This window comes from Neobacillus sp. BF23-41 (genome assembly GCF_041106275.1).
Genome location: NZ_JBGBPR010000038.1, coordinates 1 through 20,656, shown reverse-complemented (window position 1 = coordinate 20,656; position 20,656 = coordinate 1). Strand labels below are relative to the sequence as shown.

Sequence of the window (20,656 nt, the reverse complement as noted above, 5' to 3'; positions counted from 1 at the left end):
TTTCTATGTGTAATAACTTATCAGCTTTCGCCCATATGATAGTAATGAAGGAGTGTGAGAAAATGGCTGTTCATGTTGTTATCGCAGGTGAAAATTTGTGGGCGATATCCACGAGGTATGGGGTTTCAATTCAAACGATTGTAGAGCTAAATGGGTTACCTTCAGCAAGTTCCATCGTCCCGGGTCTTGCACTTTATCTACCGGATATCTTGCCTCCACTCCGCTACTATCAAATTAAAGCAGGCGATCACATCTGGCAGCTGGCTCAACAATTTAGGGTCGAAGCTTCGGTTATTCTCGCTGCAAATCCAGGGATTAATCCCAACATGCTCGTAATCGGCCAAATCATAAATGTTCCCACTCCAATAAGATTATCTCTCGAAACACTTGGGTTTTTAGTGCCATCATCTGAAAGTGCAAACCTTGCCACAATTAATAGTTTAGCTAACCAATTAACCTTTTTAGCGATTGTCGCTTATTCGTTTACAGAGGAAGGCTATGCGTTTAATGTGAGCGAGGATGAAGCCCTGGTTGCAAGAAGTAATCAATTGAAGATCATCCCATTATTGATGGTCCGAAATCTTGCCGGAAATGATTTCAGCGCGGAGTTGGCAGGGCGTGTCCTGGAAAATCCAACCTATCGGGGAAATTTGGTAGCGAGCTTGGTCAACTTAACCAGGCAAAGAGGGTTCGGTGGCGTCAGTATCGATTTTGAATTTATTCCACCGGCTAGACGAAATGATTTTAATTTATTTTTAACAGAATTAAAGCGCAGCTTAGACGGGCTTATTTTACAAGTAAATGTTCACGCCAAAACAGCTGATATTCCAACGAATCGAATCATTGGTGCTTATGATTATGCGTCGATTGGCAATGTGGCTGATATCGTGGCGGTGATGACCATGGATTATGGCTACCCGGGGGGTCCACCCGATCCGATTGCCCCGATTCCGTGGCTGGAGCAAGTGATTCAATACTCGGTGACACAAATTAATTCTCGTAAACTGCAAATCGCCGTGGCGTTATATGGGTATGACAAGGTTGTTGGTACGAATGCAACCCAAGCCTTTTCGGTACTTGCAGCTCAAAATAAAGCGATATCACTGCCTGAGAACATCGAGTTTGATATCACGGCTAGGGCACCTTGGTTTCGCTACTGGCAGGGTAATGAGGAGCATGTGGTATGGTTTGAAGATATTAGGAGTTTTATAGAAAAGTATAGGTTAATTGATATGTATCAATTAGCTGGGACGACTTTTTGGCAAATAAGTTTGCCGGCACCGCAAAATTGGGCATATCTTAGTAAAAATATCAACGTGGTGAAGAGAATCGTATAAAATTACACGGTGGTTGGCAGGAGGTTTTTGCTTTTGTGCAATTTTTTAGATGTTTTGTACGATTTTCAAAGGGTTTTGTACATTTAGACAAAAATTGTAAAATTTGCGGTTGTCCAATAAAAAAATCATCGCTGATATTATTTGTTATTTTCGGACAAACTCTAGGAAAAAGGAAAGGCTGGAACCAAAGCTTGATTAACAGACTTAAATATTACACCCTCATCTTCATTACGGTGCTTGCCGCATCCGTTCCTTCTATAAAAGTAAACGCCATATACGGTTACGAAAATATGACCCAGCAGATTAATCAACTAATTAATAACGAACCGGCATTAAAAGGAGCAATTGCCGGCATAAGCATCCGTACGGCTACGGACGGAAAAATCATCTATGCCCACCAAGGCGACATCCGTTTAAGACCTGCTTCCAATATGAAACTATTAACAGCTGCAGCCGCCCTTACTATCCTCGGAGAAGACCACACCTTCACGACGGAGATCCATACGGATGGCTTAGTGAAAAAGAAAACACTCCATGGGAATCTGTATTTAAAAGGGAAGGGTGACCCAACCCTATTGAAATCTGACTTTGATAAAATGGCTGAGGACATTCAGAAGCGCGGCATCAAAAAGATAAAAGGAAATCTTGTTGGAGACGATTCCTGGTATGATAATGTCCGCTATTCGCTCGACCTGCCTTGGAGCGACGAAACAACCCATTACGGCGCACAGATTTCCGCACTCACCGCCTCACCGACCAGAGACTTTGATGCCGGATCGGTCAAGGTACTCGTGCAGCCCGGAACAAAAAAAGGTAACAAGCCGATCGTGAAAATAACCCCGAAGACAAATTATCTAAAAATAAACAACCACGCGGTAACCGGTCCGGTGGATGGTAAAAAGGATATCACCATCGAACGGGAACACGCGAGGAACATCGTAACAATCGAAGGAACCATCCCAACAAAGGCAAAAACAGAAAAGGAATGGATTGGTGTCTGGGAACCCACTCGATATGTCGTGTCCCTTTTGAACCAATCCTTAACAGAACACGGGATACAGGTGACAGGAAAACTAAAAACAGGATTGGTGCCTGACACCGCAAGAATTTTAACGACACATCAATCGATGCCGTTATCTGGGCTACTGGTTCCGTTTATGAAACTGAGCAATAACGTCCATGCTGAAATATTAATTAAGGAAATGGGTCGAGTCGTGAAAGGGGAAGGAAGCTGGGAAAAGGGACTAAGCGTTTTAAAAAATGAGATTACAAAATACGGGGTTAACCCCAACACATTGGTGCTAAGGGATGGTTCGGGCGTTTCACATGTCGACTTGATTCCAGCCAACCAGCTGACGCAGCTGTTATTTGCCGTCCAAAAGGAAAAGTGGTTTCCTAGTTATCTTCACTCATTACCTGTCGCCGGTGAAAGTGAAAAGATGGTCGGCGGAACTTTAAGAAATCGGATGAAGGATCCTTTGGTTCGAGGAAAAGTTTACGCAAAAACGGGGACCATTTCAACGGTGAGTTCAATATCAGGCTACGTGAAAACAAAAAGTGGACAAACCTTAATTTTTTCAATCCTTTTAAATAACTTAATGGATGATTCAAAGGGAAAAAAGGTGGAGGATCTGCTGATTACTATTTTAGCCAATCAATAACCTATCGACTCAAATAGATAGATGGAACTTAACAATGTGTAAATAATTTCTTGAAAATTCGCAGTATTGATTTTACTATTATTATAATGAATAAATAATAAAAAAGAGCTATACCATGGGAGAGTCAAATGAATATGAATAAAAAACAAGGACAGTTACTTTCTGAACGGTTTGAGGTAGCATACAACCAAGTACACGAAGCATTGAGGGATATCGTCCAAATAAATGATGACAGATTTGTTGTCCTTGTGAAGGTTGGTGCGAAAAAATATCAAATCATTGAGACTTATAAAAAGGATTTAGAGCAATATGCCAGGCTGCGAAATGCAATTGTCCATGAAAAAATGGAGATTGGTTTTTATATTGCTGAGCCCAATGCTAAAGTTGTTTCTCATATTGAAAAAATCGCCAATGTTTTTAGCCGTCCTAATTATGCATTGTCGATTGCTACCAAAAATGTAGTGTACTTTGATTATCGTGACAGTATCTTAAAGGTAACCGCCGCCATTAAAGAACACGGGTATTCAAAGTTTCCAATCTATAAAAACAAAGAATGTGTCGGCTTACTTACAGCAAGTTCGATTGTGAAATGGATGTCACAAAATATGGAGAACAGCTCTGTTAACCTTTCCGATATACATGTGTCAGATATAATGACATATGAGAAGGAACATCCGATAGAAATCGTCCCAAAAGATATTAATATTTTTGAGGTAGAAAATATTTTTGAAAAAGCACATAAGAAGAAGCGGAAAATAGAAGGTGTCATTATCACTGAACATGGGAAAGCGGACGAGTCCCCCCTTGGCATAATCACTGCTTGGGACCTAATTCAAATTGATTACACGGTTGAGTAATCATAAAGTTCTCCTACCGTGGAGAACTTTTATTTTTGGAAAAAAAACAAGCATACCGCTCAGGCATGCTCGTTGTATTCGGCTAATTTTGCTTAAAATTCAAACTCGCTTAATTGGTCCATATGGGAGGCAATCATCGCAATTATGGTGGTTGCTTCTTCTTTACTAAAAATGAAATGGGACTCATCCTTGATTAATTCATCGTCCGTCGTCCAAATCCGGTTAACGCGCTTGAGAACACCGTCTCCAGTAGCTTGCACCAATCCAAATTGATAGGTTACTTCGACTTCGTCTTCATGTTTGAAGGCCGTTACTTCAGGGGTGGACCAATCAACATCAATTTCCTCAAAGATGTCATCGCTGTTGACTTGTTCCGCTTCATAATACTCTTCTTCCTCATCATCTTCCACATAAACTGTTTCGACCTCAACATCATCATCAAAGACCTCGCTGGTCTGAAGATAGACCCCATCATCTGTATAGTGATCATCACCGTTCATGTAATCATGAAGACTGGCGTGAACTTCCTCGATAATGTCTTCAATGTCTGAAAGGATGACCTTCGCCGTATGTCCGCTGTCCACATCGAAGGTATCGATGTAAAATTCTTCGTTTTGCGGATCAAAGAACAGTGAGCAAAAATAATCACGCTCCAGTTCTTCGGTATCAACATCTGCGGTATCGACATAAAACTCAATCCTTGGATGTTTGGCAGCTCTTTCAACTGTCATTTGGCCAACCTGATCGTATTCTTCACAAATAGATTCCAGGTGTTCTTGCAGATCTCCACAAACTCTGTCAAACCATTCTAACGACATCAAACATCCCATCCTTTCAAAGTTAATCGAGGTTATTATTACCAACTTTGAAAAAAATATGTTTTTTCAATTATATTGAAGGAATAACAAATATGAAACTAGAACAGAGTGAATAGCTAGATAATTATTATTTTTCTTTTAGAAAGTTGGAGGTTCCCATGCAAGCCTTAATAAGCGAACTTAACCAAATCTGCAGTAAATTTCCTTATAAAGAAAAAGTCTTGATCGTTGATTCTCATTCAATTGGGGAACAAATCAATGAGGCATTTGTTAAGGAAGGACATCAAGCAATTAATCTTAAGTATAAAACAGTAATCGACCTTGCCCAAACTCTTGTTGACTTGAATTCAGAGCAACCGCAAAATAGCTTAGATCATACGGTTGGAGTTCATTTTACTTACAATCTCCTTAAAGAGTTGAAGAACCAGGATAAGCTCCGATACTTTGCAGGAATGGAAATTACGCCAGCCTTAAGTCATGCCATTTTTACATCTATTCAAACAATACGATTAGCTGGCTATACAAGGGACACTCTGAAAATGAATGCATTTATCAATCCAGACAAAGCGAAGGATTTTTATGAGATCCTTGCTGAATATGAAAATACCTTAATTTCTGAGCAGTTTACCGACAAGGCCGGATTGTTAAATAAGGCAAATGAAACCTCTCAAATTGATGAAAAGGTAGTATTTATTTTACAATCAGGTCTAACCTTATCGCATTTAGAAGACCAATTCCTGAGAAAGATTATCCATGAGACAGTTTATAAGCTGCCGCTTGCACCCGTATTGGGCGTTAATACTCCTGAGCGAACAAGCCTTAGTTCCGTTCATTGGGGACCCCCGACTACACTTAGCTATCTCTATCAACAGGAAGAAGCAAGCGTTGAGCCAAACTTAGATGTCTTTACTGCTAAAACAGAAGAAATGGAAGTTAAACAAATTCTAGAAAAGATCAAAAAGGTAAAAGCTCCGCTAGACGAGAGTGTTGTCTATTATTCAAATGCTGATGCATACATAACCCTGTTTTCCCACCTATCCCAAAAGATGGACCTTCCGATTACCTTTGGCGAAGGCCTGCCGGTTTCATTTAGCCGACCGGGCCGGTTTGTTTCGGGGTTAATTGGCTGGATTCAGTCTAATTATAGTGTCACAGCCTTTCTTGATTTGTTGAATGAGGGTTTGATAGTGATGGGTAAAGGTGTTCCTTTTATAGAGGGTGGATTTGTTGAACTTGATGAAGTAGTGATGTCGAATTCAAAACTGACCAGAGTGCTCAGGAATCTTCATATTGGCTGGTCCCGAGAACGCTATATTAAACTGCTCGGTGATGAATTAGACCGCTTAAGTGATATGGTTCTCGAACATGAAGGAGACCCGTATTATGAGAATCAGGCAAGAGATATGCTTTGGATTTGGGCGTGTTTTCATGAAATCTTTAAGAAACTTCCACCCTTAGAGTCAACCATGAATTATAAAAAATGTTTAACTGGGATCGCTTATCTACTCAAATATAATTGTAAGACAAGTTCAGCACTCGATGAGATGGCAAAATCAACCTTACTTGAAGCCATCAAAACGATTATTCCGTATGCAGATGAATCATTATCAAGTTATGATTTGATTGAAAAGGTGAAGGACCTGCTGTTATCTATTCGTGTTAATCAATCGCGGCCTAAACCAGGTCACCTCCATGTTTCAACTTTTAAGAGTGGAATATACAATAGTCGACCAAATGTATTTTTCGTTGGACTTGATAACAAGAAGTTTCCTGGTAACGTAAGTGAAGATCCACTCTTGCTTGATGCAGAGAGGATTCAATTAGGGAACGGCCTGCGATTACTTCGTGAAAAGGGTCAAGAGAACTTGTATACCCTGTTACAAGTTTTGGCAAATTCAACTGGTCATGTCACGGTCAGTTACTGCCATTTCGATATGAACGAAAACCGTGTCGTTAACCCGGCATTTGTTGTCTTGCAATGCTACCGTTTAATCACAGGCAATATAGATGCCGAATTTAAATCGTTAAAGTCACTGCCGTCATCAATCATCGCGACTGATATTTTTGAAGATAAAGACTACTGGAATGAAAAATTAACAAATGATAGTTCACATCAGCTAAATGAAGGGATTCTAACCCATTTTAATAATGTTAAACAGGGAATCGCCGCCGAAACTGCACGAAATACCGGGAATTTCTCTGAATATGATGGACTAGTTCAAATTGATGACTCGCAATATGACCCACGTCTCAATCAGGAGAAAACGCTGAGTGCGGGCAAGCTCGAAACAATTGCAAAATGTCCTTATTCCTATTTTTTGAGAGAAGTGTTAAAAGTTAGGCCTGTCGATGACTTTTCGTTTGACGCAAACAAATGGATGGATGCGGCTACCCGTGGAAGCATGTTACATAGTATTTTTGAAAACTTTTTTAAAAAATTACAGCAAGATCATGCCAAGCCTTCTTATGAGAAACATTTGGAGCTGATTAAATCGATTGCTCAAAACTTAATGGAACAGCAAAAGGAAGTTCTGCCGCCGCCAAATGAAAGAGTCTATCAACGTGAACGGAGTGACATCTTAGCATGCTGTGAGATTTTTCTAAAAGAAGAAGAGCTTCACAGCGAAAATTACGATCCGCTTCATTTTGAGTATTCCTTTGGGATTGGTGAAAAGGATCCGGCGATTATTACTCTTCCATCAGGTGAAGTAAAAATTTCAGGGATTATTGACCGTGTGGACCAATCCAAGGACGGTAAATATCACATTATCGATTATAAAACGGGGAGCACGTACGGTTATGCGAAAAATGCAGCCTTCAAAGGCGGTCGGCAGCTTCAGCATATGATTTATGCCTTGGCCATCGAACAGCATTTAAACCTTGGCGAGGGTGCAGTCGAGGAGAGCTCCTATTATTTTCCGACCCCAAGAGGATTGGCTCAAAGGTTTACGAGGAAGCAGGACCGTCCACTCAGAACCAATGGTATAGATATTTTGGAAAAACTGATTGATACAGTAAAGCATGGTCATTTTGAAATGACTGATGATGTGAATGATTGCAAATTCTGTGATTATAAGCTTGTTTGCCGCCGCCATTTTTATGATAAAGAAAGCCTTGAAATGAAGCAGTCGAATCAAAAGTTAAAGGGGGTTAGAGCATATGACTAAGGAAATTCTCGATCAAGCGGCCCGGGATAAAATTAAATCACAACTTAAGAGGAATTTTTTAGTTGAAGCTGGTGCTGGTTCTGGTAAAACGACGAGCTTAGTCGATCGGATGGTCAACCTCATTTATACAGGGACAGCAGAAATTCAGGAAATTGTTGCAATCACTTTTACACGAAAGGCCGCTGATGAGTTAAAGGTCCGTTTTCAAGCAAAATTAGAGGAAGCGTGGAAAAAAGAACTGGACCTTGATATCGAGTTTCGTTTAGGTGACGCATTGCAAAATATTGAGCGCTGCTTTTTAGGAACGGTCCATGCCTATTGTGCCAAACTGCTCCGAGAGCGCCCGATTGAAGCAAATTTAGATTTAACCTTTAAAGAGCTTGAAGAGTCCGATGATTTAGATATTTTAGAAGAAGCGTGGCAACTTCATTTACAAAATTTAATCAATGAAGAACCGCATCACTTTGAACTCATTGGAGAATTAGGGATATCCGTTGACAACCTATTTCCCTGGTTAAAGAGGCTAAAGGAATATTCCGATGTGGAATGGGTGACAGAAAGTGTCCCAAAACCAGTATTGCAGCCAGAATACCAATCATTTATGCTCCTAATCAAAGAAGCAAAACGATGCGTTCCTGAGGAGGAACCACCGAAGGGGTATGATAGTTTACAAAAAGCGATTTTAACGGCTGTCCAAAAGGAAAAATTCATCAATCCTTCGAAGGAAAAGGACATCATTAGTATTTTTGAATTATTTGATAAGAACTTAAAGCCAACCTATAATCGCTGGCCAGCCAAAGAAGATGCAAAATTTTATGAAGAGAAAATTACAGCAGTTTTTGAAGAATCCATCAAACCGCTTATACAAGCTTGGAAAGAATATTGTCATCCCATTATTATCAATTTTTTACAAGATGCTGTCCAAACCTACAAGCAATTGAAGAAAGAGAGATCACTACTAAACTTTCAAGATTTAATGATCCATACATCAAAGTTGCTTAAAGGTAATCCAGAAGTTCGCACCTATTTCCAAGCGAAATATCGCTATTTACTCGTCGATGAGTTTCAGGATACCGACCCGATTCAAGCGGAGATCATGTTTTATTTAACGAGTGATGACATTAATGAAAAAATCTGGACAAAATGCAAACCGAAAGAAGGCTCACTCTTCGTTGTTGGTGATCCCAAACAAGCTATTTACCGTTTTCGACGCGCCGATATTGATACATACAATCGTGTCAAACAGTTAATCGAGGAGAATGGTGGAGAAGTGCTCCAGCTGACGACAAATTTTCGGACACTTGACACTGTTACTAAGGAATTAAATAAAGTGTTTGAAAAGCATTTACCTGAAGTGGAATCCGATTACCAAGCCGCCTATCGCCCGTTAATAGCCTTCCATGAGGACCAAGGCGAGGGCTTTACAGGTGTGAAGCGGTTATCTGTTCCTGCCGATTATAAAAAGAAGGAAGAAGTCATATTAATCGATGCTGAAAACATCGCACTGACCATTCAAAATCTCATCGAGCAAGGCCATAATGCCAAGGATTTCATGGTACTGACCAGGTATACCGATGGCGTTGCTTCCTATGCGAAAACGATTGAGGATATGGGGATTCCTGTCAGTATTAGTGGTGAAGTTATTCTTGGTGAAACAAGAGAGTTCCAAGATTTATGGATCCTGTTAAAATCATTCTTGGACCCAACCGATGAAGTTGGTTTCGTTGCTGTGTTACGGGGGATTTTCTTCGGTATCAGTGATCAAGAACTATATCAATGGAAACAAGCAGGTGGAAGATTTTCCATTTACGCCAAGATACCGGCTGAAATTCCGATAGTTCTAAAAGATAAATTTGAAATAACATGGGATAAATTACAGCGATGTCAAAAGCTAATTCGGACGCTGTCGCCAACAGCTGCGATTGAAAAAATCATCGAAGAGGTCGGTTTCTATCCATTACTTTTGAAAAATGGCCGGAATAAACGAACGTATAAAAGTCTGCTTCAAATGCTAGAAGCCCTCCGAAAACAGGAGACGAATGGTAATACAACATATAAACAAGTAATAGAAGCACTGACCGAGCTGATTTTTGAAAAAACAGTGGTTGCAAACCTTGAAGAAGACGCAGATGCGGTTCGGATTATGAATATTCATAAAGCAAAAGGACTAGAGGCACCAATTGTCTTTTTGGCACATCCAGTCAAGTCAGTCAGTCCTGAATCCTCTTTATCACAGCATATTAAACGTGAGGACTATACTTCTAAAGGGTACTTTACGTTTACAGTGAAGAATGGCTATGCGGATAAAGAAATTGCGATTCCACTTGAATGGGATACACATAAGACAGAAGAGTTAATGTACCTTTCCGAAGAAGAGGAACGGATTATTTATGTCGCGGCAACTCGTGCCGAAAAAGCACTAATCATCAGTTCTCACACTGGTAATAAGAAAAACCCTTGGAATATCCTTTTTGAAATGGAAAACATCGAGGAAATGGAAGTACCTGAAATAGAAGTGTTTGAAATTAACTTAGAGCCAAAGGAGCTTACCTTATCCGAATTTAAGGCGAAAACCTTGAGTAAAAACGCCTGGCTTGACCAAAGTAAAATGAAAACTTTTGAACATTGGTCGCCAACAAAAGACAAAGATTATTCAGAGTTAATCACGATTGAACGAGAATCGGGTGGTGGAAAGGATTGGGGAACGCTGATTCATGATGTCTTTGAAAAAGCCGTTCAGGGCCATGAACTTTCTAATTATATAAAGGTTGCCTTAAACAAATTTAGGCTTCCTATCAAAAGAGAGGAAGAAGTAAAGTCTTATCTGCAAAACTTGCGAAAATCACTCCTTTGGGATGAGTTAGTGACAGCGGAAGAAGTGCTGACAGAAGTTCCCTTTACGTTAAAAGTTGAAAAGGGCCATACTCTTTATTCGTTAATCACTAAAAATCCTGAAGATATCCATCCCTTCTACGTCAAAGGAACGATTGATCTTATCTACAAAAGGAATGGCTCATGGAACATCGTTGATTATAAAACAGACCGAGCAAAACAGGTCGAAGACTACGAAAAGCTCCAAGCATTCTATAGCAGCCAATTAACCTTCTATAAACAGGCTTGGGAGGAATTAACAGAAGAATCCGTAAACAAAGAAATACTTTACTTCATTGAACCAAATCAATTAAGGGCTCTTTAGGAAAAAAAGAAAATTCCACAGGCTTCAAGCTTGTGGAATTTTCTTTAGATAGCTAGATATTAACTAGGCTATTTAACAAGCACTTTGGTATTTTTAAGTTCTTCTTCAGCTACTTTTTTGACTCGCTCGCAAAATTGAACAACTATTTTATCACTGGCAAAAAGTAAAAATAACTTGAGAAATGCCTTTAAAGGTCGGTTTGTGCAAGTGTATTTAAAAAGAGTTTTCTGCTCATCGATTGCCGTTAATTCATACAAAGCGGTGATTTCAAACATCTTGGCCAGCGTAAAGCCCACTTTTAATCTCCGTTTATCATGAGTATTCACATATTCTAAGGTTTCAACATCATACTCCTCGATTCGTTTACCTTCCCTATATTTTTGACGGTAGATGGTGCCGACACCTTCAGTGGTCACTTTTACAGGTTGATGATCAACGACTTGCGGCATAATTTTTTGCATATCCGCTAATGATCCATTTAACAATCCCCAAACCTGATCGATGGGAGCATTAATTTCAATTTCCTTCATCCATTCTTTCAACAATCATCACCTCGTGCTATTATTTGAATAGTTTTAATCATTATTCTCCTTTTTACGAGAAAAATCCTTTACTTTACACTGGGTTAATTTTACTTTCTTTGCAGGTAAAATCAACCAGTTTATCATGAGCAACTTTGAATAGTTTTCACTTACCTTGTGTTACTATATAATTTAACCGAAGAAAACGAGGTGTCTATATGAAAATTGAAGTTTGGTCTGATTATGTATGTCCGTTTTGTTATATTGGGAAACGTCGATTAGAAGTGGCGTTAGATCAATTTCCACATAGGGATAAGGTAGAAGTTGAATTCAAAAGCTTTGAACTTGACCCAAATTCTCCAAAAAATATTGGACAGAACATCCATGAAGTATTAGGAAAAAAATATGGAATGAGTGTTGAAAAAGCGAAGGAAGCAAATCAAGGAGTGGGGCAGCAGGCAGCCACTGTTGGGTTGAAATTTAATTTTGATGAGATGAAGCCAACAAATACGTTTGATGCTCATCGCTTGGCTAAATTTGCAAAAACACAAGGGAAGGAAGCCGTTGTCTCAGAAATGCTGCTGCATGCCTACTTTACAGAGTCGAAGCATATTGGAGATATTGAAACATTGGCAGACCTAGCTGAAGCGGCAGGATTAAATCGCCAGGAAGTAGTGCAAGTCCTTAATGATAAGGAAGCCTATGCAACTGATGTTCGTCAAGATGAATCTCTTGCACAGCAGTATGGTGTTCGCGGTGTTCCATACTTTGTCATTAATCAAAAATATGCCATTTCTGGTGCACAACCGACGGAAACTTTCATGGGGGCACTACAAAAAGTTTGGGAGGAAGAGTCTCCGACACTAGTGCTGCAGGATCTTTCCACCGAGGACGATGTTAGTTGTGCAGATGGCAGCTGTGCCATTCCTGAAAAAAAGTAGATTTTGACCATAACAAAAGATGGGGAAGGAAACTAAGTTTCCTTCCCCTCTCGTTTTTAAACTTATTAGCGTCTGCGGACTCGTAAATTCCACATATTGCCGTCTTTCCAACATCTATTTATTTGAGTATTGCTACGTGAGTTGTACCGCCACCCTGACCATTTACAGCATCTTGAAGTTCTTTTCCTTGAAGTTCTTCTCCTTGAAGTATTTCTCCTTGAAGTATTTCTCCTTGAAGTGTTTCTTCTTGAAGTGTTTCTTCTTGAAGTGTTTCTTCTTGAGGTGTTTCTCCTTGAAGTATTTCTTCTCGAAGTATTTCTTCTGGATGTATTGCGGTTTCCGGATGTATTACGTCTAGAGGTGTTCCGGCGTGATGTCATCCGACGCCTGGATGTTCTTCTGCGTGTGGTGCCACGACTTTGACCTGGGTCACGGAACATAAAGTCTCCGAAACCACGGCGTCTTACTTCATCTGCAGCTCTTTGAATATCTTCAGCTGAAAAATCACTCATATTATTTTTGCACCTCCTTTAAGCTTGAAAAGGGAGTACGAAACTATTTGTCCAATTAACTCACTCTTCTCTTATCAAAATACGTATCGTTAGAAACAATGGAATGAGTCAAAAGCCTAAAATAAGAAAAAATGCTATTCAAACGTGACCAGCATCCATTTTCCTTCATACCAATAATGGAAGGAGGAATATAAAAATGGACGAGGCTGCAAGAATACCGGAATACAAGCTTTTTATTAGGCCGAATGACCTTCGGGAACTCAGAAGAGACATTTGGATTGATGAACCGATTCCTGCTCAGTTAACGATTGAAGGGAAAAGACTCGAGATTGATGTGGCCTATCGAGGATCACATATCCGCGATTTTCCGAAAAAATCATATCAGGTTTCCTTCTATAAACCCAAAAAATTCAGAGGTTCAAATCATATTCATTTAAACGCAGAATATAAGGATCCTTCATTGATCCGAAATAAGCTGTCGTTTGATTTCTTTGCGGAGCTTGGGGTTTTATCACCACTATCGCGCCATATCTTTTTAATCCAAAATGGAAAAGCAGAAGGGGTCTATTTGGAAATCGAATCAGTAGATGAGAATTTTTTGAAAAGAAGAAACCTTCCAAACGGAAGCATTTTTTATGCGGTCGATGGTGATGCAAACTTTTCGTTGATGAGCGATTTAGATAAGGAGACCAAAAAATCACTGGAGTTAGGGTATGAAAGAAAGTTGGGGAAACCTGAAGATGACTATTTCTTAAAGGAATTAATATTTAATATCAATACGATTGTGAATAATGAATTCGAGAAGGAAATTCAAAAATTTGTGGATATTGATAAATATCTCCGCTGGATGGCTGTAATTATTTTCACTTCAAATTATGATGGTTTCGTTCATAACTATGCGCTTTACAGGAATGGTGAAACGCGCCTTTTTGAAATCATTCCTTGGGATTATGATGCGACATGGGGCAGGGATGTTAATGGAAAGATTATGGAGCCCGATTATGTACCGATTGATGGGTTTAATACATTAACCGCCCGAATATTAAATGTAGATACCTTTCGAAAACAATATCGAATGCTACTTGAAGAAATGATGAAACAGCAATTTACAGTAGAAAATATGATTCCGAAGGTGGAAAAAATGACACAATCGATTCGTCCGTTTGTCAAACAGGATCCATATAAAAAACACGATATAGATATATTTGATCAGGAATTATCGGTAATAACGAAGTATATCGAGGGAAGAAGAAAGTACTTATATAGGAAGTTAGCAATACTAGATTAACAATTCAACAAGAAAAGGTGCCGTTCAAGAATTGAAGGTTTACAAAATTGGTATAAAAAAACCACCCGAATTCGGATGGTCTAAAGGCTTAGATAATAGTTTCATGAATTAAATTTCTATGACTGATCTCAGTTTGTAATAAATGAATAAATTCAGTGCAAAGTTCTAGACGGATGGCTTCGTGGTAGGCATCAATTAAAAAAGTATCTTGTAGTAGCTGCAGTGATTACAAAACTATATCCCTCGTTTTTTAATTTTCTATGACTATTTTAAAATAAATTAAGGCTTTGTGGGGGGAAAGCGATGAAATTACACAAAATCTTCAAACTAAGATAAAAATTTTATTCAATGTGATTCTTTACCTTGCTTCTTTGCAAATATGGTCACCAAACGAAACATTTTCTAAAAAATAAGCGTCTAATCGCTATGGGAAGATAAGGAGTGTGGGAAGGAATGCTGCGGAAGGTAATTATGGTTACAGATAATGAAGAAAGTGTGAAAAATGCGGTAAGAGAAATCTTAAAATCCAAAAATAAAGGTCATGAATATGCGCTTGATTTAACAAGAATTAAAGATAGGGAACGAAAAACAGCGATTATGAAAAGGTTGACGAGGTTTTAATCAACTAATTTAATAGAAACATAAAATTGTAAACCGGTCACTGTTGAAGAGTTTGTAAAAAAATTAATCCAGCAAATTTGAACATATGCGAAATGCATATGTTTTTTCCTTTTTTGAAAGCGATAGAATCAGGTGTACAAGCCGAAACAAACGAATATCGCTTAAAATCAGCCCATTTTATATTTTTATTCAGAGTGTCCATATCCACTTTGTCTTAATTCCATATAATTACAAGAAAACTATTTTTACAGGAATTGAGGTGCTTTCGTGAGTAAGAATGTGCTTGTGATTGCCGCTCACCCTGATGATGAAATTCTAGGGAGCGGCGGAACCATAAGAAAGTTAATTAATCTTGGCTATAAGGTAATTTCAGTTATTGCTGCTAAAGGACGGAAGGAAGAGGAAGATCGCATTCAGCCATTAATGCTGGAGGCAAACAAACACTTAGGAGTAGAAGAGGTGTTATTTTTGGAATTCCCCAATTTATTATTGGAAACCATACCTCTTCACGAAATCAATAAATCTATCGAAGGACTTTTGGATAAGTATGCTCCTTCAAAGATTTTCACGCATCATTATGGTGACACCAACAGAGACCATCAAATTTTGTTTCAGGCAGTGTTAACAGCAGCTAGGCCGTTGCCTGGAAAAGAGCCGGTTGAAATTCTTTGTTTCGAAACTGTTTCTTCCAGTGAGTGGAGCCAGCACACGAATGATAAAGAATTTAAACCCAATTATTTTGTGGATATAACAGACACCATCGACGACAAGCTCAAATCTCTTCACCATTACGATGTAGAAATGAGACCATTCCCACATCCACGTTCCTATGACGGAGTGAAATACTTAGCACGGGTCAGAGGAATGACCGTTGGGGTCGAATACGCGGAAGCTTTTGAAATCATTAGGAGGGTGTGGAAGTGAAAGATGAATGAACTACTAAATGACCAACCATTTTTGCCGACCCTTTTTCCTAACTTAATCTCTGCTATGGATCAATATTATGGGGTCAATAATTCTTATGAAGAAGAATATGAGCTAGAATGGTGGTGGCCAAACCAATCAGCAGAAATACAAAACAAAAAAATGAGGATATTAATCACAACGTTTTGGGAATATCCAGTTATCGGTGGTCTACAAAACTACATCACTTCACTTAAAACCGGCTTGGAAAATTTAGGACATAGTGTCCATGTTATTGCACCAAACCATTTTCCGGCCGATGAAATGAAGGCATTACGCGATAGTTGTTCAGAGAAATTCACACAATTTTTTAACGATCGGTATGGAAGCTGTAATCGTAAAATACTACACAATATCAGCAAACTATACAGTTTTTATATGGTGCTAAAGGATATTGATCTGTCGGAATACGATATTATTCACGCACAAGATCGATATACTGCTAATGTAATAGGAATACTAAACCAATCCTATCAAAAACCTCTTCTTTTCACACCACATGGATTTATGACCCAAAGCAGATTAAAGTTTAACTTGATGGAAAGAGGATCGGTTGAGGAAATCTATTTTTCGGCCATTGATAAACAAGCCATTAAAAATGCCAATCAAGTAATCGTCCTTTGTGATGTCTTTCGCCCAATTCTAATAAATTTAGGCGCAGAGGAAAATAAAATAACCACTGTTTATACTGGGATTGATTTTGGTGGAGGGAAGAATCAGAAGAAAAGTAAAAAAAGCCAACGCAACACGGTAATTACCTGTGTCTCACGCCTACGCCCCCGCAAAGGACATGCGTATTTATTTAAAGCGCTCGCTCTTATTAAAGACAAGCTGAAAAATGTTGAAGTACGGATTGTAGGCGATGGTGAGATGAGAAATACGCTCGAAATGCAGGTTAGTGAGTTGAATTTAAAAAACGTATCTTTTTTAGGTTCCAGAGAAGACATACCTAAATTGTTAAGCGAATCAGACATTTTTGTTCTTCCAACCACAAGTGATACGCTGCCAATCTCATTAATCGAGGCAATGTTTGCCAATCAGGCTATTCTTACGACTAATTGTGGCGGCATTCCGGAAATCATTAAAGATAACTATTCAGGATTTATAGTTGAACCAGCTAACCCAAAGCAACTTGCTGAAAAGTTATCGCTCCTTTTACGAAAAGAATCACTTAGGAGAGAATTAGCGGGCAATGCACAGTCATTTGCGAAACAACATTTAACCTTTAGTAACATGACCCAAAGGATTGAAAAAATCTACCAATCATTTTTATGAAAGGGGGAAAAAAGTATGCAACATGATGTTCCTGCCGTTGTACTCGATCTAAGTGCAACCGGAATAGGTATTGTGCGGAGTTTAGCGAAAAAAGGGATAAAGGTATATGCGTTTGATACTAAAGGAAAATATGAAATTGGTAAAACGCGGTTTGCCACCTGTGGAATTTGCCCAAATCCAGTTAGTGAAGGAGCTGCGTTAATTCTATTTCTTACCAGAATGGCCCAAAAGTTTGGCCAAAAGGCAGTCCTGTATGCGGGGTCTGATGACTTTGTACAGTTTATTTCAAAAAACAGATTTGTTCTTTCACACTATTATCGCTTTCTATTACCTAAACACACACTAGTTGAAGCAGTATTAGATAAAAGATTAACGTATGAATTGGCCCTGAAATCAAATGTGCCATGCCCCAAAACCTACGCAATAAATAACGAAGAGCAGTTTGAGCAAATCATCCATCAAATTACCTTTCCTTGCATTTTAAAACCAGTTCATTCTTCTCATTTCCGCTCAAATATCGATCATCGTCTATATAAGAAAGCCATTGTAATAGAACAGCCTTCCCAATTGAGAGAAGAGTACCTTTTTTATCGGCCATTCGGTGAACTAATGGTCCAGGAAGTCATCCCTGGTGACGAGGATTGTATTTATTCCGTCAAGACATTTTTTGATGAACAGATGAATTTAATTGGCATATGGATGAACCAAAAATTACATCAATTCCCCCCTCATTTTGGTTCCACCGCTCTTGCCCTCAGTATTAGGGACGAAGAAGTTATTCAACTCGCTACTACCTTTCTAAAAGATATTCAATTCAAAGGCTTGGCGATTGCCGAATTTAAACGGGACCCAAGAGATGGGAAATTGAAATTTATCGAAATCAATTCAAGAATAGGTTTAACTCAAGCGTTATCGATGGCTTGTGGGGTAAATTTGGCCTACTTGTATTATTTATCCCTTACCGGGCAAAATCCAACACCAGTGACAGTGCAGAAAGAAGGGGTCAAATGGGTTTACTTTGTCCGTGATTTTCTTTCCTTTCGCCAAAAACAAAAAAATGGGGAAATGAGGTTCTTAGAATGGGTAAAAAGTTTATCTGGAAAAAAGGTGGAGGCTCTTTTTGCTTGGAATGACCCTCTTCCGTTTGTTCGAAGTTTTGTTTCCCATTTGCGAAACTTATGGGGGAGAAAATAAGTGATGGCAGAGGAAGGTGGGAACTTTAGTTTTGAATAATATAGAAGAAATTATTAGCTGTTGGAAGCAATTTGATTGGGAAGAGAAGCTGAAAAATGTCCTTGGTAAAAAAGTAAAGTTAGTGGATGAAAGAATAGAATGCCTCAAAAATACACGGGAAAAGACAAGTATTTGGAAGTTGGTACTAACTGATGGTCGGGAGTTCATTCCCATAGTCCTTAAAATATATAAACAACCACTGAAGGAAAATCATAGATTAGAAATCAGTATGTATCAAAAAGCCTATAACATTTATCATGATTTTATGCCGCGATTATATCTGCTTGAACAGAATGTAAATGGTAATGAAACATGGATGTTCACCGAATGTTTGAAGCCGATACGAGGACAAATAAAATTAGCTCCAAAACATTTGGAACGAATTATCCCAACCGTGGCAAAATTTCATGCCCTAACCTTTGATCATCGATTTTTGCAGCATGCGGATCTTTTTGACGCCTCTCTTCCACATTTTGATTCTGAGGAGAAGGTAAAGGAAAGGACTAAAGGAATCAATAAAGCAAAGGAGAACCTGGATCTGGCAATGAAAGATCCAAACTTAAGAGAATTGGTGGCACCAAGGTATAAAATGATCAAAAAAATATTAAAAAAAGGGTCTGTGTTTTTTCCTGAAATTACGGAATCTGGACAATGTCTCATCCACGGTGACCTCCATGTCCACAATATTTGCTGTGAAAATGCCAATGATGAGGAGGAGAATTGGAAAGTCTCTTTGATTGATTGGGAGTCTGCGAAGCATTATCCATGCTGGTATGATTTGGTCGTTCTAGTCGAATTATTAATTGATTTTCGCTCGGATTGGCAACAAAGGGAAGAGGAGATTCGAAGTCAATGTGTGCAGGTTTATTGCCAAGAAATGCTGAAATATGGAATAACCTTCAATGAGGATCCACTGAGATTACTAAAAAAGGCGTATTTACAGAGAACCTTGGAAAAAAAGCTTTCTAGTCATTTGCAAAAAGTGCTGGATGGTGGAAAGAGCACACTTCTCAAGAGATACCTTGAGAAAATTGAGGTTTGGGGAAAAGAACTCGGGTTATATTAGAGCAGTCTCCAAGATTTAAATAAAACAAAGGGGTTTAAAATTTCGAAATAGAAGGAGATTAAAATGAATGATTTTGAAAAAATAGTAGCCAAGAATAAAGGCGCTGTAACTCTTCAAGACCTGAGCGGTTACACAATGATTGGGAAGGGTGCTGATGGATCCATCTTTCAATTGACACCTAAGAAGTGCGTCAAAATTTTTGTTAATGAAGACACACAAAAAAAGGAATTAAATGCATTGCAATTAGGACAATCGTCACCTATTATTCCTAAATTATATGAATATGGTGAAAACTTTATAGTGATGGAGTTTGTAAATGGTTATAATCTTAAGCATTATTTAAAAAAAGAAAAAAATCTTTCAGAGGCAATCGTAGAAAAGATTTTATCGATGCTGGATGAAATGAAAACTGTAGGTTTTACGAGATTAGATATTGAAGTTCGCCACATTTTTTTCAATGAGCTGGGGGAGATAAAAATAATCGACCTCAAGAGGGCATTTAATACAGACAGGGCTGTCCCTACCAAATTGTTAACTGGATTAAAAAAGCTTGGTTATTCAGAAGAGTTTTTGCAACATGTGAAAAAGCTTAGCCCATCCAAATATAAGGAATGGAAAAACCTAGGGATTGAATAGAGTGGCACGTGAAAAGGTTTGGTAGAGGTTCCAAGAAGGCGGTGGTTAAATGATCCACTGCCTTTTTAATTTGATTATCTATTGATGGATCAACTAATGAACTATAATCAATTCCTTCTATTATTTCAGCTAGAATTATATTTAATTATTTTTGTCAAAATGGAAAACATTACACATTGAACCCTATTGTCTACCATGATAAGATAATACTCGTTGACAGCAAAAACGAGTGGTTAATTAATACTCTTGCGGTGCTGTTAATTGAAGTTGAATTGGAAAAAACTTTACATTGAACTTATAGTAACTTACATGTTATTATAGGAAAGTTCTCTTCGGACGAGTTACACATTGAGTGTTAAAAAATAGTGTTGACTTATATAGAGAAATAATAGTATAATAGTTTTTGTCGCTTCTTTGGAAAGTGAATTTGTTCTTTGAAAACTAAACAAACAAAATCGTGCAAACAAACAAAAACTTTTAGTTTCATTTAAGAAACTAAGCCAACGTAACAAAATGAGCTAATCAACTTTCTTGGAGAGTTTGATCCTGGCTCAGGACGAACGC

The 20,656-nt window shown here is 38.5% G+C and carries 17 protein-coding genes and 1 pseudogene; 14 read left to right on the top strand and 4 right to left on the bottom strand.

Features of this window, described 5'->3' with window-relative positions; genetic code table 11:
* Positions 1-62 precede the first annotated feature (62 nt).
* The 3 genes from AB7942_RS27870 (at position 63) to AB7942_RS27860 (ending at position 3,855) form a co-directional block, all read left to right on the top strand.
* Positions 63-1,337: a glycosyl hydrolase family 18 protein gene (locus AB7942_RS27870; RefSeq protein ID WP_369449376.1), complete on the top strand. Its 1,275-nt coding sequence runs from the start codon at positions 63-65 to the stop codon at positions 1,335-1,337.
* A 191-nt stretch (positions 1,338-1,528) separates the two neighbouring features.
* Positions 1,529-2,998 (top strand): D-alanyl-D-alanine carboxypeptidase/D-alanyl-D-alanine endopeptidase, encoded by a 1,470-nt coding sequence (gene dacB, locus AB7942_RS27865; RefSeq protein WP_369449375.1) that lies wholly within the window; start codon positions 1,529-1,531, stop codon positions 2,996-2,998.
* 128 nt (positions 2,999-3,126) lie between these two features.
* Entirely contained in the window at positions 3,127-3,855 is a 729-nt protein-coding gene (locus tag AB7942_RS27860) for a CBS domain-containing protein (protein WP_369449374.1), read from the top strand.
* Between the two features lie 92 nt (positions 3,856-3,947).
* On the opposite strand, the gene AB7942_RS27855 is transcribed toward AB7942_RS27860, so the two are convergent.
* Positions 3,948-4,673 carry a hypothetical protein gene (locus AB7942_RS27855; protein WP_369449373.1) on the bottom strand — a complete coding sequence of 242 codons (726 nt, stop codon included), beginning with the start codon at positions 4,671-4,673 and terminating at the stop codon, positions 3,948-3,950.
* 158 nt (positions 4,674-4,831) lie between these two features.
* Between AB7942_RS27855 and AB7942_RS27850 the strand changes: the two genes are divergently transcribed.
* Together AB7942_RS27850 and AB7942_RS27845 are read left to right on the top strand one after the other, a co-directional pair.
* A complete protein-coding gene (locus AB7942_RS27850; protein ID WP_369449372.1) occupies positions 4,832-7,840 on the top strand; it encodes a PD-(D/E)XK nuclease family protein in 3,009 nt (1,002 codons plus the stop codon).
* On the top strand, positions 7,833-11,036 hold the full coding sequence (locus AB7942_RS27845; protein WP_369449371.1) for a UvrD-helicase domain-containing protein: 3,204 nt from the start codon (positions 7,833-7,835) through the stop codon (positions 11,034-11,036). The genes AB7942_RS27850 and AB7942_RS27845 overlap by 8 nt, the downstream gene beginning before the upstream one ends.
* A 68-nt stretch (positions 11,037-11,104) precedes the next feature.
* Here AB7942_RS27845 and AB7942_RS27840 read toward each other — a convergent pair whose 3' ends face one another.
* The gene (locus AB7942_RS27840) at positions 11,105-11,581 is read right to left on the bottom strand and encodes an SRPBCC family protein (protein ID WP_369449370.1); all 477 of its coding nucleotides are present in this window, start codon (positions 11,579-11,581) and stop codon (positions 11,105-11,107) included.
* Positions 11,582-11,775: 194 nt separating this feature from the next.
* On the opposite strand from AB7942_RS27840, the gene AB7942_RS27835 reads away from it, so the two are divergent.
* Entirely contained in the window at positions 11,776-12,498 is a 723-nt protein-coding gene (locus tag AB7942_RS27835) for a DsbA family oxidoreductase (protein ID WP_369449369.1), read from the top strand.
* Positions 12,499-12,627: 129 nt separating this feature from the next.
* The gene (locus AB7942_RS27830; RefSeq protein ID WP_369449368.1) at positions 12,628-12,921 is read left to right on the top strand and encodes a hypothetical protein; all 294 of its coding nucleotides are present in this window, start codon (positions 12,628-12,630) and stop codon (positions 12,919-12,921) included.
* Between the two features lie 14 nt (positions 12,922-12,935).
* Here AB7942_RS27830 and AB7942_RS30640 read toward each other — a convergent pair.
* A pseudogene (locus AB7942_RS30640) lies at positions 12,936-13,010 on the bottom strand (CotG/ExsB N-terminal domain-containing protein); the annotation flags it as partial.
* Positions 13,011-13,206: 196 nt separating this feature from the next.
* On the opposite strand from AB7942_RS30640, the gene AB7942_RS27825 reads away from it, so the two are divergent.
* Complete coding sequence (locus tag AB7942_RS27825) at positions 13,207-14,298, top strand: CotH kinase family protein (protein WP_369449367.1); 1,092 nt, start codon at positions 13,207-13,209, stop codon at positions 14,296-14,298.
* An 88-nt stretch (positions 14,299-14,386) separates the two neighbouring features.
* Here AB7942_RS27825 and sda read toward each other — a convergent pair whose 3' ends face one another.
* Positions 14,387-14,521, bottom strand: a complete 135-nt coding sequence (gene sda / locus AB7942_RS27820; protein ID WP_369449380.1) for a sporulation histidine kinase inhibitor Sda — start codon at positions 14,519-14,521, stop codon at positions 14,387-14,389.
* A 230-nt stretch (positions 14,522-14,751) separates the two neighbouring features.
* Between sda and AB7942_RS27815 the strand changes: the two genes are divergently transcribed.
* From AB7942_RS27815 to AB7942_RS27790, 6 genes are all read left to right on the top strand, one after another.
* Positions 14,752-14,919 (top strand): hypothetical protein, encoded by a 168-nt coding sequence (locus tag AB7942_RS27815; RefSeq protein WP_369449366.1) that lies wholly within the window; start codon positions 14,752-14,754, stop codon positions 14,917-14,919.
* Positions 14,920-15,186: 267 nt separating this feature from the next.
* On the top strand, positions 15,187-15,843 hold the full coding sequence (locus tag AB7942_RS27810) for a PIG-L deacetylase family protein (RefSeq protein ID WP_369449365.1): 657 nt from the start codon (positions 15,187-15,189) through the stop codon (positions 15,841-15,843).
* 3 nt (positions 15,844-15,846) lie between these two features.
* Positions 15,847-17,157 (top strand): glycosyltransferase family 4 protein, encoded by a 1,311-nt coding sequence (locus AB7942_RS27805; RefSeq protein ID WP_369449364.1) that lies wholly within the window; start codon positions 15,847-15,849, stop codon positions 17,155-17,157.
* Between the two features lie 15 nt (positions 17,158-17,172).
* The gene (locus AB7942_RS27800) at positions 17,173-18,351 is read left to right on the top strand and encodes a carboxylate--amine ligase (RefSeq protein WP_369449363.1); all 1,179 of its coding nucleotides are present in this window, start codon (positions 17,173-17,175) and stop codon (positions 18,349-18,351) included.
* Positions 18,352-18,382: 31 nt separating this feature from the next.
* Positions 18,383-19,456: a phosphotransferase gene (locus AB7942_RS27795; RefSeq protein WP_369449362.1), complete on the top strand. Its 1,074-nt coding sequence runs from the start codon at positions 18,383-18,385 to the stop codon at positions 19,454-19,456.
* 63 nt (positions 19,457-19,519) lie between these two features.
* Entirely contained in the window at positions 19,520-20,092 is a 573-nt protein-coding gene (locus tag AB7942_RS27790) for an RIO1 family regulatory kinase/ATPase domain-containing protein (RefSeq protein WP_369449361.1), read from the top strand.
* Positions 20,093-20,656: the final 564 nt, after the last annotated feature.